The 13,784-nt window shown below is 75.6% G+C and carries 11 protein-coding genes; 7 read left to right on the top strand and 4 right to left on the bottom strand.

From position 1 onward, the window contains the following. Positions 1-66: 66 nt before the first annotated feature. Positions 67-1,032, top strand: a complete 966-nt coding sequence (locus tag OG550_RS25945) for a TetR/AcrR family transcriptional regulator C-terminal domain-containing protein (protein WP_327681419.1) — start codon at positions 67-69, stop codon at positions 1,030-1,032. A 49-nt stretch (positions 1,033-1,081) separates the two neighbouring features. Here OG550_RS25945 and OG550_RS25940 read toward each other — a convergent pair whose 3' ends face one another. After that, positions 1,082-2,050, bottom strand: coding sequence for a GlxA family transcriptional regulator (locus tag OG550_RS25940; protein ID WP_327681417.1), 969 nt, complete (start codon positions 2,048-2,050; stop codon positions 1,082-1,084). Between the two features lie 95 nt (positions 2,051-2,145). Here OG550_RS25940 and OG550_RS25935 point away from each other — a divergent pair, with 95 nt between their 5' ends. Continuing rightward, a complete protein-coding gene (locus OG550_RS25935) occupies positions 2,146-2,766 on the top strand; it encodes an isochorismatase family protein (RefSeq protein WP_327681415.1) in 621 nt (206 codons plus the stop codon). Between the two features lie 176 nt (positions 2,767-2,942). Continuing rightward, positions 2,943-3,863: a sigma-70 family RNA polymerase sigma factor gene (locus tag OG550_RS25930; protein WP_327681414.1), complete on the top strand. Its 921-nt coding sequence runs from the start codon at positions 2,943-2,945 to the stop codon at positions 3,861-3,863. 97 nt (positions 3,864-3,960) lie between these two features. Here the strand turns inward: OG550_RS25930 and OG550_RS25925 are convergent, their stop codons facing one another. From OG550_RS25925 to OG550_RS25915, 3 genes are all read right to left on the bottom strand, one after another. Next, positions 3,961-5,517 carry a trypsin-like serine peptidase gene (locus OG550_RS25925; protein ID WP_327681412.1) on the bottom strand — a complete coding sequence of 519 codons (1,557 nt, stop codon included), beginning with the start codon at positions 5,515-5,517 and terminating at the stop codon, positions 3,961-3,963. Between the two features lie 108 nt (positions 5,518-5,625). Then, on the bottom strand, positions 5,626-6,216 hold the full coding sequence (locus OG550_RS25920) for a DinB family protein (RefSeq protein ID WP_327681410.1): 591 nt from the start codon (positions 6,214-6,216) through the stop codon (positions 5,626-5,628). A 51-nt stretch (positions 6,217-6,267) separates the two neighbouring features. Further along, the gene (locus OG550_RS25915; RefSeq protein ID WP_327681408.1) at positions 6,268-6,843 is read right to left on the bottom strand and encodes a nucleosidase; all 576 of its coding nucleotides are present in this window, start codon (positions 6,841-6,843) and stop codon (positions 6,268-6,270) included. Positions 6,844-7,134: 291 nt separating this feature from the next. Here OG550_RS25915 and OG550_RS25910 point away from each other — a divergent pair, with 291 nt between their 5' ends. The 4 genes from OG550_RS25910 (at position 7,135) to OG550_RS25895 (ending at position 13,784) form a co-directional block, all read left to right on the top strand. Further along, positions 7,135-8,571 carry a hypothetical protein gene (locus OG550_RS25910; RefSeq protein WP_327681406.1) on the top strand — a complete coding sequence of 479 codons (1,437 nt, stop codon included), beginning with the start codon at positions 7,135-7,137 and terminating at the stop codon, positions 8,569-8,571. 16 nt (positions 8,572-8,587) lie between these two features. Next, positions 8,588-9,541 (top strand): glutamate ABC transporter substrate-binding protein, encoded by a 954-nt coding sequence (locus OG550_RS25905; RefSeq protein ID WP_327681404.1) that lies wholly within the window; start codon positions 8,588-8,590, stop codon positions 9,539-9,541. A 179-nt stretch (positions 9,542-9,720) separates the two neighbouring features. Next, positions 9,721-11,088, top strand: a complete 1,368-nt coding sequence (locus tag OG550_RS25900) for a hypothetical protein (RefSeq protein ID WP_327681402.1) — start codon at positions 9,721-9,723, stop codon at positions 11,086-11,088. A 5-nt stretch (positions 11,089-11,093) separates the two neighbouring features. Further along, a complete protein-coding gene (locus OG550_RS25895; RefSeq protein ID WP_327681401.1) occupies positions 11,094-13,784 on the top strand; it encodes a serine/threonine-protein kinase in 2,691 nt (896 codons plus the stop codon).

Here is a 13,784-nt window from a genome sequence, read left to right as displayed (position 1 = left end):
TGCTAGGGTCTGAGCTAGTACAGGACATCCGCGCCCGCGAAAAACCTCTCCCGAGGAGCCCGACCCATGGCACCGGAGACCGCCCCGCCCTTCCAGCGCATCGCCGCCGAACTCCGCCGCCGCATCGGCACCGGGGAGCTCGCCCCCGGCGACCGGGTGCCCTCGACCCGGCGCATCGCCCAGGACTGGGGCGTCGCCCTCGCCACCGCCACCAAGGCGCTGACCGTGCTCCGCACCGAAGGCCTCGTCGAGGCCCGGCCCCGGATCGGCACCGTGGTGGCCGGGACCACCGCGCCGGCCCCCGCCGCTCCGACCCCCGCCGACCCCCACCGGCCGCCCCGACCCACGGCCCACGAAGGCGAGTTGAACCGCGAGCGGATCGTCCGGGCCGCCCTGGAACTCGCCGACGCGGAGGGCCTGCCCGCACTCTCCATGCGCGCCGTCGCGGCCCGGCTCGGAGTCTCCGCGATGTCCCCGTACCGGTACGTCACCAGCAAGGACGAACTCGTCCTGCTCGCCGCCGACGCGGCCTTCGGCGAGGCCGCCCCCTACCCCGCCGAACCGCCCGCCGGCTGGCGGCCCCGGCTGGAACTCGGCGCCCGCACCCTCTGGGAGCTGTTCCGCCGCCACCCCTGGCTCGCCCAGCTCAGCCCCGTCACCCGGCCGCTGATGCTGCCCAACCTGCTGGCGCACGCCGAGTGGGCGCTCGCCTCACTGGACGGCCACGGCCTCGACACCACGGCCATGATGGACATCCACGTGCTGCTGTACAGCTACATCGAGGGCATCGCCGTCAACCTCGAACGCGAGGCCCAGGCGGAGGCCGCCACCGGCGTCACCGCCGACCAGTGGACCAACAGCCGGATCCCCGCCCTCGACCCGCTCACCACCGCGCACCGCTTCCCGGTCTTCACCCGGCTGATGGCCGAACTCACCAACGGCTACGACCTCGACCTGGACGCCCTGTTCGAACTCGGCCTGGCCAACCTCCTGGACGGCCTCACCCCCCGCATCGAGAACGCCGGATCCTGACGGCCGCGGCCCGCCCCGCGGCGGACCCCGCGCTTCAGCCCGCGTCCCGTCAGCCCGCGTCCCTCCCGCGGAAGGCGCGGCGGTACTCGCGCGGGGCGACGCCGACGCGGGCGGTGAAGGCCGGGCGGAGCGAGACGGCGGAGCCGAAGCCGCAGCGGACGGCGACGGCGTCCACCGGCAGGTCGGTCTCCTCCAGCAGGCGTTGGGCCGTCAGGACCCGTTGCTCCAGCAGCCAGCGCAGCGGCGTCGTCCCGGTGGCGGCCACGAAGCGGCGGGCGAAGGAGCGCTCCGACATCAGGGCGAGCCCGGCCATCCGGCGGACCGTCCACGGGGAGTCGAGGGTGGCCAGCACCTCGGCGCGGGCCCGGGCCAGCGGGTCCCCGCCGTCCGCGCCGCCGTCCTCCGGCACCGGGGACGGGATGAACTGCGCCTGCCCGCCCGAGCGGAACGGCGCGGTGACCATGGCGCGGGCGATGCTCGCGGCGGCCCGTTCGCCGTGGGCGGCGCGGACCAGGTGCAGGCAGAGGTCGATGCCGGCCGCCACCCCGGCCGAGGTCCAGATCCCGTCCTCACCGGTGAACAGCACCTCCGGCCGGACGTCCACCGCCGGGAAGCGGCGGGCCAGTTCGCCCGCCAGCGCCCAGTGCGTGGTGGCCGTGCGCCCGTCCAGCAGCCCGGCCTCGGCGAGCACGAACGCGCCCGCGCAGAGCGAGGCGACGGTCACGCCGCGCTCGTGGGCGGCGCGCACGGCGGCCGGCACGGCCGGGTCGCGCGGCTCGAACGGCCGCTCCATGCCGGGGACGACGACGAGGTCGCACCCGGACAGCGCGTCCAGTCCGTGGTCCGGCACCCGTTCGAGTCCGCCGCCGAGTCGGACCCGGGCACCGGACGGCCCGCAGACCCGCAGCTCGAAGTCGGGCAGCCCCGGCCGGCTCGGCCGGTTGTCCCACACCTCCCCGATCACCGCGTAGTCGAAGGCCCGGACGCCGTCGAAGACCGGACAACCCACCGTGAGCACGGCACTCCACCCCTCTGTCGGTTTGGCGGGATCGTATCGATGGGTGGCTCCACCGCCCATCACCCCGCCGGGCGTGCCCGCCGCAGGATGGACGCATGACGAACACCAGCGCCTTCGACGCCCCGCTCACCATCGACCCCGACGCCGTCCTGGTGGTCATCGACGTCCAGAAGGGCTTCGAGGACACCGCGTTCTGGGGCGGACGCGACAACCCCGCCGCCGAGCAGCGGATCGGCGAGCTGATCGACGTGTGGCAGGAGACCGGACGGCCCATCGTGACGGTGCAGCACAGCTCGACGACCGGACCGCTCGCGGAGGGCACCCCGGGCCACGAGCTGAAGGACTTCGTGGCGGCGGTCCGGCCGGACCTGCACATCACCAAGACGGTGAACAGCGCCTTCTACGGCACCCCGGACCTGCACGCCTGGCTCCAGGAGCGGGGCGCGAAGCAGGTGGTGACCATCGGGATCATCACCAACGTCTGCAACGAGACCACCGCCCGGATGGCCGGGAACCTCGGCTACGACGCCGTCTTCCCGATCGACGCGATGCACGCCTTCGACATGGCCGGCCCCGACGGCGTCACCGTCCCGGCCGCCGAACTGGCCCGGGCCACCGGCACGGTGCTGCACGCGATGCGGTTCGCCAAGGTGGTCACCACGGAGTCGGTGGTGGCCGCGGCGAGGACGGGCGCGGCGGCGGTCGGCCGGCCGTGACCCGCTCCGCGAGGAACGCCTCCCAGGTGCGGGTGCCGGGTTCGGCGCCCGCCGGGGTGAGCCTGCCGCCCGCCCGGTAGGGGCGGCCCGGGCCGCCCGGGAGCCGGTCTTCCCACGCGAGCCGCTAGTTTCGTGCTCCGGAGCAATGACCCCGGCGACGAAGGAATGTGACACGGGTGGAAGAGAGAGTTCTGTCGGCCGAACTGTTCGAGGCGCACCGGCCCCACCTGCGGGCCGTCGCCTACCGGATGCTCGGCTCGGTCGGCGAGGCCGAGGACGCCGTCCAGGACGCCTGGCTCCGGTACGACCGGACCGACACCTCCGACGTCGAGAACCTCGGCGGGTGGCTGACCACGGTGGTCGGGCGGCTCTGCCTGAACCAGCTCCGCTCGCGCGCCCAGCGCCGCGAGGAGTCCTTCGAGTCGCGGGCCGAGTCGGGCGCCGCCGAGGTGCCGCGGATACCGGACCCGCTGATCGGGCGCGCGGACGTCGTCGACCCGGAGCAGGAGGTGCTGCTGGCCGACTCGGTCGGGCTGGCGCTGATGGTCGTGATGGAGTCCCTGGCGCCCGCCGAGCGGGTGGCGTTCGTGCTGCACGACATGTTCGCGGTGCCCTTCGAGGAGATCGCACCGCTGATCGAGAAGACCGCGGCCGCCACCCGCCAGCTGGCCAGCCGGGCCCGCCGCAAGGTCCAGGGGCAGGCGCCCGCCCCGGACCGTGACCTGGCCCGGCAGCGGGTGGCCGTCGACGCCTTCTTCGCCGCCACCCGGGAGGGCGACCTGGAGGCGCTGCTCGCCGTCCTCGACCCGGACGTGGTGCTGCGCGCCGACGGGTCGGCCGGCCCGCGGGACCGGCGGCCGGTGGTGCTCAACGGCGCCCGGACGGTGGCCGGCCAGGCCGTCATGTTCCACAGCCTCGCGCCGTACGCGCGCCCGGCGCTGGTCAACGGCGCGGCGGGTGTCGTGGTGATCGGCGCGAACGGGCGGCCGATGTCGGTCATGGCCTTCACCGTGGTCGGCGGGTCGATCGTGGCGATCGACGTCCTGAGCGACCCGGAGCGGCTGGACGCGCTGGACCTCACGGCGTTCGACGCGTAGCCGGACGCGGCCGCCCACCGCGCCGGTTTCCCGGGCGGTGGGCGGCCGCTGCCGTGCCCGGACCCCGCGGCGTGCGGGGCCCGGGCGTGTGCGGGGCTCAGCCCTTCTTGGAGATGAAGTCGTACGCGCCGGCCGCGACGTCGTCCAGGTACGGACCGGCCTGGAACTTCGGATCGCCGGTGTGCTGGCCGACCGAGACGTTGCTGACCAGGGCCGGCTTGCCGTCCTTCACCGCCAGCCAGCCGCCGCCGCTGGAGCCGCCGGTCATGGTGCAGCCGATCGCGTGCATCGACGGGCGGCTCGGCTCGTACGACAGGCGGGTCGGCCGGCCGCTCTCGCAGCGGTTGAGCTCCATGCCGTCGAAGGGCGGGGCCGCCGGGTAGCCGTACTCGGTGATGCTCAGCTGCTCGCGCGGGGCGTTGAACCAGACCGGCACCGCGCCGCCGACCGTCTCCTCCAGCGACTTGGCGCCGTCGGCGGGCGCCACCCGGATGATCGCGAAGTCGTAGTGGGTCGCCGGGTCGCCGCCCGTGCCGCCCTCCGCCTTCCACTGCGGGGAGGTGACCGCCTGGGTGGCGTTCCAGATGCCGAGCGGCGCGTACTGGGACTCGTCGGCCTGCTTTCCGCCGCTCAGTGCCCCGTTGCTGTTGAACGCCGGGATGAAGGAGATGTTGCTGAAGAACGCCCCGCCCTTGCCCTGGTGGACGCAGTGGCCGGCCGTCCAGACCAGGTTGCTCTTGCCGGGGTGGGCCGGGTCGGCGACCACGGTGGCGGAGCACTGGTAGTGGTTGAGCCCGGCGGCGGCGTCCGGGCCGCTGCCCGGGGCGTCGGCGAACAGCTTCCCGTGCACGCCGAGCTTGGTGTACGGGTGCGGGAGCGGCTGGGCGTTGACGGTCTTGGGCAGCGGGTCGTTCCCGTTGTCGGCCGGCTGGACCGGCTGCGCGGGCTGTGACGGCTGGGCGGGCTGGGCGGGCTGGGCGGGCTGCGACGGCTGGACGGGCTGCGCGGGCTGCGACGGGGCGGCCGGCGGCTGGGCGGGCTGGGCCGGGGCCTGCGTCGGGTGGCCGGGCTGCGTCGGCTGACCGGCGGGCGGCTGGGCCGGCGGGGCCGGGGCCTGCGAGGCCGGCTGCTGGGTGCTGGACGGCTTGGGCGCCGCCGGGGTGGTCGGGTGCCCCGGCTGGGTGGGCTGGCCGACGGGCGGCTTGGTGCCCGGCACGGACGGCGCCCCCGGCGCCGTCGGCTGGGCGGGCGCCGACGGCTGGGCCGGCGGCTGCGAAGGCTGGGCGGGCTGCGAAGGCTGGGCAGGCTGCGAAGGCTGAGCGGGCTGGGCGGGCGGCGCCGGCGGCGCGATCGGCTCGACCGGCTTGGCCTTGAGCAGCTTCTCCAGGTTCCAGAAGCCCTTGGCGGCGGCCGGGAGGGCGTAGTCCTTCGCCCACTTCTCCCAGTCGTCGAACTTCCACTTCCTCAGGTCTTCGAGATTGGCGGGCAGTCCGAGATTCGGTTGCGCGCCCGCCGTGACGGCGGCGTCGGCCGAGCTGTTGTCCGGGCCGCAGGCCGCGGTGGTGAGCAGGGTCAGCGCGAGAACGGACGCCCCGAGGGCGCTCCCTGCGGTGCGAGCCGTACGACGGCCCGCATTCCTACCTGACGATGACATGAACTTGTGAATCCCCCTGTGTGAAAGCGCACGGCGCCGCCGGAGCGGCGCCGATGGTGCGCGGGGGAGTATTCCACTGCCCGTCAGCAGGCCGCCCACCCGCCCCCGTCAGCGGCCGACCGCGCCGTCCAGCAGCTCCCGGATGATGTCGGCGTGCCCGGCGTGCCGCCCGGTCTCCTCGATCATGTGGACCAGCAGCCAACGCATCGACGGCGCTTCGGCGTTGGGCCTCAGCGACCGCACCCCGGGACGGTCCAGGCCGACCGCCGCCGCCGCGCCGATCACCTCGTCGGCCCGGGCGATCGCCGCCCGGTACGCGGCCACCGAGTCCGCCACCGTCTCGTCGCCGGGCGAGGGCGCGTCGTCGTCCCACGGTTCGACGTCGTCGCCCCGGTACGCCAGGAGGAACCAGTTCAGCTCGACGGCGGTGAGGTGGCGCACCAGCCAGAGCAGGCTGGTCCCGGACGCCACCGCGGGCCGCCGGGCGTCCTCGTCCGACAGGCCCTCCGTCTTGGCGATCACGCAGGTGCGCAGGTAGGTCAGGAAGGTGAGCAGCGTGGTGTGCTCGTCGGCGTCGATCCCCGGCGGCCGCAGGTCGGTGCCCCCCGCTGCCGGGGCACCGGCCGCGGCGCCGGTCTCGGCGCCCCCGGTCTCGGTGTTCTCGGTCGTGGCGGGCTGGGTCGTGGCGTTCTCGGTCACGCCCGCCACCCTAGCCACCGACCGCGGCCCGGGGGACGGCCTGAGGACTCCTCACCAGCCCTGGCCGTGCAGCCAGTCGGCGAGGTGGCGGGCGCAGGTGTCGACGGACTCGCGCCAGGTGTGGACGGCGCCGTCGCCCGCCTCGTCGCTGACGTGCTTCACCAGGCGGACCGGGACGCCGGCGCGGTGGGCGACGGTGGCGACGGCGTAGCCCTCCATGTCGACCAGGTCGGCGTGCTCCGCCAGCCGGTCGCGCGCCGCCGGGTCGGAGACGAAGAGGTCGCCGGTGGCCAGCACCGGGCCGTCGCCCTTGCCGACGACCAGCGGGGCGCCGTACGTCCGGCCGGTCAGCGCGAACAGGGCCGGGGTGTCGATGTCGTGCTGGAGCACCTGGGTGACGGTGTGGGTGCCCTCCCAGCCGGGCCGCAGGGCGCCGGCGGTGCCCAGGTTGACCACCTCGGAGGGGTGCTCCCCGCGGGCGAGGACGGTGGCCAGCGCGGCCGCCGCGTTGAGCTTGCCGATGCCGGTGAGCAGCACGGGGAGGCTGTCGCCGAGGTGGGCGGCCTCCTCCCGGACGGCGACGACGAGCAGCGGACGGTCGGCGGAGATCGTTCCCAGAAGGCGCATGGCGCCCATCGTACGGAGCACCCGCCACCACCACCGGACCGGCACAACCGGACCCCAGCCCTCCGGCCGCCCGGGGAACCGCATAGGGTGCATCCCGCGTCGACCCGATCGCCGCCCGCCCCGCACCCTGGGGGCGCGGGGCCCGGGAGACCCCCGGTCCGGCGGCGCGCAGCGGTACGGAGAAGCTCAAGATCGGCGCAACTCGGGTGTGGCCGCGGGGAGTGACGGCCATACTGCTGGCAACGGCCGGGCCCCGAATACGGGTGCGGGCCACAGGGGAGGGTGAGGCTGGTGGCGACACCGGTACGTACGAAGGAGTCGGGCGCGCACGCACCGGGGCGGCCCGACGGCTCATCGGCGGTCCCGGCGAGGCGGGCCGGCGGCCGGGCACCGGGCATCGCCGCCGCCGCGGCGGGGCCGTTCGCCCGGCTGACGCAGGCCACCCGGACGGCCCCGGGGCGGCTGCGGCTGGCCGGGGCGCTGCTGGCGGTGCTGACCCTCGCCTTCGGCGCGCTGACCGCGGCCCAGCTGAACTCCCGGGCGCAGGCGGCGAACCGGGTCGTGAGCTACAGCCAGCCGCTGAGCCAGGCCGCCGCCGACATCCATCTCTCGCTGGCCGACGCGGACACCACCGCGGCGACCGGCTTCCTGCTGGCGGGCGCCGAGCCGAGGGCCGTCCGGGCACGCTACGAGGAGGACCTCAGGCGGGCCTCCCAGCTGATCTCCGAGGCGGCCGCCCGGACCACCACCTCCTCCCCCGCCCAGGAGTGGCTCTCCGCCCTCAACCAGCAGGTGCCGGTGTACGCCGGTCTGGTGGAGAGCGCGCGGGCCGAGAACCGGCAGGGCTTCCCGCTCGGCGGCGCCTACCTGCGGTACGCCTCCGAGCAGATGCGCACCGTGCTGCTGCCGGCCGCCGCGAAGCTCACCGCGGCCGAGAACGACGCGCTGGCCGCCGACCTCGCGGACGCCCGGGCCACCCCGTGGGCCGGCTACCTGCTGGGCCTGGTGGCGCTGACGGCGCTGGTCTGGGTGCAGCTGGCGCTGTTCCGGCGGACCAACCGGGTGTTCAACATCGGGATGCTGACCGCGACCGCCGCCGTCCTGTCCGCGGCGCTCTGGCTGACCGTGGCCGCGACCGGCGCCGACTCCACGCTCCGGCGTGCCGAGCGCGAGGGCGCCGCACCGCTGCGGGTGCTCAACGCCGCCCGGGTGGACGTGCTCACCGCCCGGCTGGCGGAGAACCTGCACCTGGTGGCGCGCGGCTCCAGCACCAAGTACGCGGAGCTCTGGTCGAAGACCACCGGGCACCTGTTCGACGGCGGCACGCCGGGCCGCGGGCCGGTCGGCACGCTGGTGGAGGCGCAGCGGCTGGCGCCGCCGGACGCCGGGGGGCCGGTCGACCAGGCGCTGCGCGGCTACCAGCAGTGGCGCGAGCGGCACGACGTGGCGGTCAAGCTGGAGAACGTCGACGGCGACTACCAGGGCGCGCTGGACACCACGGTGACGGTCAAGGAGGCGGACGTGCCGAAGACGGCCGACGCCTCGTTCAACGCCGTCGACCAGCAGCTGCAGCGGGCCGCCGTCCTGGAGGAGGGCGGGTTCCGGGACGCGGCACTGGGTGTCGACAAGGACCTGCGCACCGCCGCCGTGGCGGTCGCGCTGCTGGGCCTGCTGGCGGCCGCCTCGGCGGTCCGCGGGCTCGGCCGCCGACTGGCCGAGTACCGGTAGAGGGGGGACGGGAACGATGGGCAGGGCAACGGTACGGGCGACCCGGACTGCGGTGGCGCTGGCGCTGCTGGCGTCGGGCGCGGTGGTGCTCGGCGCGGGCGGCCCGCAGGGCGCCCCCACGGCCGGCGCGACGCCGGAGCTGCGGCAGGCCTCGGCACCGCAGCAGGCGCAGGCCGGCAACGACTGCGACGTCTACCAGAGCGTGCCGCCGAGCGGCGAGGACGGCGCGGCGGTCAAGGCGATCAAGGCCAGGCGCAACCTGGTCATCGGGGTGGACCAGAACAGCTTCCGCTGGGGCGCCCGCAACCCGAACACCGGTCAGATCGAGGGCTTCGACATCGACCTGGCGCGGGCGATCGGCACCGCGATCATGGGCGACCCGGAGAAGGTGACGCTCAAGGCCGTGCCGACCTCCGAGCGGATCAAGTTCGTCCAGGAGGGCCGGGTCGACCTGATCGTCCGGACCATGACCATCACCTGCGACCGGCTCCAGCAGGTCGCCTTCTCCAAGCCCTACTTCAACAGCAGCCAGCGGGTCCTGGTGCCCAAGTCCTCGACGGCGCGCACCATCGACGAGGCGGTGGACGGCAAGACCGTCTGCGCGGCGTCCAGTTCCTCCGCCGAGGACGAGCTCAAGGCCCGGCCGAAGGTCGGCAAGCTGGTCTCGGTGGAGAACCACCTGGACTGCCTGGTGCTGATGCAGCTCGGCAGGATCGACGCCACCATGACCGACGACGGGCTGGCGGCCAGCCAGGCCGCCCAGGACCAGACCGTCCGCGTGGTGGACGGCGAGGTCCGGCCGGCCGTGATGGGCATCGCGATGCTGAAGAACAGCACCGACCTGACGGCCCGGGTCAACCAGGTGCTCGCCGAGTACCACAACAGCGGCGCCTGGCGCGCGGGCTACGACAAGTGGCTGAAGCCCTACATGCTCAACGACGCCGAGCACTACTGGCCGACGCAGCGGTGAGCGCCCGATGAGGGCCCGGTGAGGGCCGCACGGGCCGGGGCACGGGCCGGGGCGGGGGCAGGGACGGGGGTGCCCCGGGGAACACCGGCTAGGGTCGGGGCGGATCCCGGCACCGGCCCCGCGGGGCGCGCGGGCGGGGAGCACCGGACGACGGAACAGGCGAAGGAGGAGAGAGGGCGTTGGCGGCTTCTGCTGGCCCGGTGCTGAGCCGGGAGGAGGTGGACCGCGCGCTGGCGCGCCTCGGCGCGGAGCGCGACGCGGTCGAGTCCGCGCTGCTCTCCCTCCAGGACCACCCCGGCCTGCGCCTGCTCGACGGCGCCGCGCTGACCGGGCGCACGCAGGAGCGCTGGGCCGTCGTCGGGCAGGGCCTGCCGATGCTCTGGGCGCTGTTCGACCGCTACTCCGAGGCGCTCGCCTCGGCCCGCGCGGTGCGGGCCCGCAAGGCCAGGCCGGGCGGACCCGAACTCGCCGAGCTGAGCGAGCTGCTGACGGGCGACGCGGTGACCGTCCCGGGCGGCGCGCCGGACGGCCCGCAGCTGCTCGGCGCACCCGCCCGGCTGGTCGAGCGGGTCAGCCTGGACGGGCTGATGAGCCGGATGAACGCCTGGTACGCCACCGTGCTGGAGGTGGTCTCCGCGGCGGACGCGGTCTGGACGGCGCTGCCCGCCCGGATCGACCTGCTGCTCGCCGAGCTGCGCCGGGTGCAGACCCTGGCCGGTTCGCTCGGCGTGCACGCCGGCGCCCACCCGCTCGGCGACGACCTGGTGGGGCTGGACGCCGACCTGACCGGGCTCCGGACCGAGGTGCGCGGCGACCCGCTGGCGCTGTGGCGGCCGGCCAGGGTCCCCGCCCAGCGCGGGACGGTCCCGGACGGCGGCGCGCTGGCCTCGCCCTCCGGGGTGGTGGACACCGAGCGCTTCGACCGGGCCGGGCGGGCGCTGGACGGCGTCCGGCTGGAGCTGGAGAACCTCCTGCGGCTGCGCGACGACGCCGAGGAGCGCCTCCAGGGCGTCGGGGACCTCCTGCAGCGGGCCGACGCCACGCTGGCGGAGGCCCGCCGGGCGCGCGGCGAGGTGCTGGCGAAGATCGCCGCGACCGAGGTGCCGGCCGTCCCCGGACCGGCCTCGGCGCTGCGCGAACGGATCGTGGTGGCGCTGGAGCTGCGCCAGAACGGGCAGTGGTACCGGCTGGCGCCGCTGCTGGACGCGCTGGAGGACGCGGCCGCCAAGGAGCTGGCCCGGGCCCGGCAGTCGCTCACCGAGGTGACCCAGCCGCTGGCCGTCCGGGCCGAGCTGCGCGGGCGCCTGGACGCGTACAAGGCGATGGCGGCCCGGCTGCGGGTGGCCGAGGACCCGGAAGTCGTGGAGCGGTACGAGAAGGCGCGCTGGCTGCTCTGGAGCGCGCCGTGCGACCTGCGGGCGGCGGCCGCCGCGGTGGCCCGGTTCCAGCAGTCGCTGCGGCCCCCGCAGGGCGAGGCGGCACAGGCGGCGGCCGGCGGGGAGCCGGTCGACGGACAGGCAGCACAGGGACAGGGACTGGGGGGCTGAGGGTGATGGGCGAGACCTGCGTACGGACCGGGTGCACCGGCACCGGGACGATCGACGCCGACGGCTACTGCGACGAGTGCGGGCTCGCCCCGGCGGGCGCCTCCTCCGTCTCCGCGAAGACCGCGTCCGGGCGGACCGCGTCCGGACCGACCGGGTCCGGACCGACCGGGTCCGGACCGGCCGGGTCCGGACCGGCCGCGGGAACGGGCACCGGGCAGGCCGCCGGCACCGGAGCCGCCGCGGCCACCGGCGCGGGCACCGGGCAGGTCTGGGTGCCCCCCGCCCGGCAGCCGGCACCGGCGGGCCCGGGCCTGCCGTGCCCGCGCTCCTGCTCCGGCACGATCGACGCGGACGGCTACTGCGACGAGTGCGGCCTCACCCCGCCCGAGGCCCCCGCCTCGCGGTCCACCGCGTACCCCGCCACCGCGCACGTGGCCCTCGACCCGGACACCGGATCGTCGCGCACCGGCTCCTCCCGCACCGGCTCGTCGCGCTCGCTGTCCGGCCGCTCCCGCTCGCACCGCTCCACCCGGACCGGCTCCGGCCGCTCCGTCTCGGTGCGCAGCAGCCGGGGCAGCGGCACCGTCGGCACCCGCCACCGGCTGGGCGCCGGCCTGGTGACGGTGCCGACCGTCACCGCGGCCGACCCGGCGCAGGCGGTGCTGGAGAACCCGGAGGTCCCGGAGCGCAAGCGGTTCTGCTCCAAGTGCGACACCCCGGTGGGCCGCGAGCGCAACGGGACGCCCGGCCGCCCGGAGGGGTTCTGCACCAAGTGCGGCACCCCGTACTCGTTCACGCCGAAGCTGCGCCGGGGCGACCTGGTCGGCGGCCAGTACGAGGTGGTGGGCTGCCTCGCGCACGGCGGGCTCGGCTGGATCTACCTGGCGGTGGACCGGCGGGTCAGCGACAAGTGGGTGGTGCTCAAGGGCCTGCTGGACACCGGCGACGAGGACGCGCTGGCGGTCGCGGTGGCCGAGCGCCGCTTCCTCGCCGAGGTGGACCACCCGAACATCGTGCGCATCATCAACTTCGCCGAGCACCCGGACCTGCGCACCGGTGCGACCGACGGCTACATCGTGATGGAGTACGTCGGCGGCAAGTCGCTCAAGGACATCGCCAACGGGCGCCGCACCCCGGACGGCCGGCGCGAGCCGCTGCCGGTCGAGCAGGCCATCGCGTACGCGCTGGAGGCGCTGCCCGCGCTGGGCTACCTGCACGCCCGCGGGCTGATCTACTGCGACTTCAAGATCGACAACGTGATCCAGAGCGGCGACACGCTCAAGATCATCGACATGGGCGCCGTCCGCCGCCTCGACGACGACGGCCCGATCTACGGCACCATCGGCTACCAGGCCCCGGAGATCGCCACCGACGGCCCCTCCCCCGCCTCCGACCTCTACACGGTGGCCCGCACCCTCGCGGTGCTCAGCTTCGACTTCCAGGGCTACTCCACCACCTACCGGGAGACCCTGCCCGGCCCGGAGTCCGTGCCGGTCTTCGCCGCGTACGAGTCCTACTACCGCTTCCTGGTCCGCGCCACCGACCCGGACCCGGCCCGCCGGTTCTCCTCCGCCGAGGAGATGGCCGACCAGCTCACCGGCGTGCTCCGCGAGGTGCTCGCCCTCCAGGACGGCCGCGCCCGGCCCGCGCCCTCCACCCTCTTCGGCCCCGAACTGCGCGTGGTGGACAACGAACTGGTCGCCCCCACCGTCCGGCCCGGCCAACTGCGGCTGACCGCGCTCGACCCGGCCGCCGCCTCCCTCGCCCTGCCCGTCCCCCGGGTCGACCCGGCCGACCCCAACGCCGGCTTCCTCGCCACCCTGCTCGCCGCCGACCCGCGGGAGGCGCTCGCCGCCCTCGACGGCGCACCCGCCGACTCCGCCGAACGCCGGCTGCGCGAACTGCGCGCCGTCCTCGAACTCGGCCGGCACGAGCGGGCCGCCGAGGCGCTCGCCGAACTCGACCGGCAGTACCCCGACGACTGGCGGGTGGTCTGGTACCGCGGCCTGACCTCCCTGGTCTCCGCCGTCCCCGCCACCCCCGGCGACGCCCCCGACGAGGAGGCGCTGCGCGCCGCCGCCGAGGCCTTCGACGCCGTCTACGACGCCTTCCCCGGCGAGGCCGCCCCCAAGCTGGCCCTCGCCGCCTGCGCCGAGCTCCTCGGCGACGGCGGCGACGCGGCCGAGTTCTACCGCCTGGTGTGGAGCACCGACCAGAGCTACCTGAGCGCCGCCTTCGGGCTGGCCCGGGTCCGGCTCGCCGACGAGGACCGGGCCGGCGCCGTCGCCGTCCTGGAGTCCGTGCCGGCCACCTCCAGCCAGTACACCGCCGCCCGGATCGCCGCCGTCCGGGCCCGGCTGCGCGAGCGGCCCGCCACCGACCCGCTCGGCGCCGACCTCGGCGCGAGCTCCGAGCAGCTGACCGCGCTGCGCCTGGACGACCGCCGCCGCGAGGAGCTCGCCGTCGAGGTGCTCGGCGCCGCGCTCGGCTGGGTCACCGCCGGGTCCCCCGGCGAGACCGGCGTCGGCCGGACGACCGGCGAGGTCAGCGTGCTGGGACGGCCCGCGGTGGAACGGGAACTGCGGTTCGCCCTGGAGCAGTCATACCGGGTGCTCGCCCGGTTGGCCGACCGGGCCGAGAACAGGATCGAGATGGTGGAGCGGGCCAACCGCGCCCGCCCCAGGACGTGGGTGTAA

Source organism: Kitasatospora sp. NBC_00458 (assembly GCF_036013975.1).
Taxonomy (GTDB): Bacteria; Actinomycetota; Actinomycetes; order Streptomycetales; family Streptomycetaceae; genus Kitasatospora.
This window is presented reverse-complemented; position numbering and strand designations above follow the sequence as displayed.

Coding starts and splice junctions, on each gene's coding strand:
- OG550_RS25945 (WP_327681419.1), top strand. CDS start 67: ATGGCACCGGAGACCGCCCCGCCCTTCCAGCGCATCGCCGCCGAACTC.
- OG550_RS25935 (WP_327681415.1), top strand. CDS start 2,146: ATGACGAACACCAGCGCCTTCGACGCCCCGCTCACCATCGACCCCGAC.
- OG550_RS25925 (WP_327681412.1), bottom strand. CDS start 5,517: ATGTCATCGTCAGGTAGGAATGCGGGCCGTCGTACGGCTCGCACCGCA.
- OG550_RS25915 (WP_327681408.1), bottom strand. CDS start 6,843: ATGCGCCTTCTGGGAACGATCTCCGCCGACCGTCCGCTGCTCGTCGTC.
- OG550_RS25905 (WP_327681404.1), top strand. CDS start 8,588: ATGGGCAGGGCAACGGTACGGGCGACCCGGACTGCGGTGGCGCTGGCG.
- OG550_RS25895 (WP_327681401.1), top strand. CDS start 11,094: ATGGGCGAGACCTGCGTACGGACCGGGTGCACCGGCACCGGGACGATC.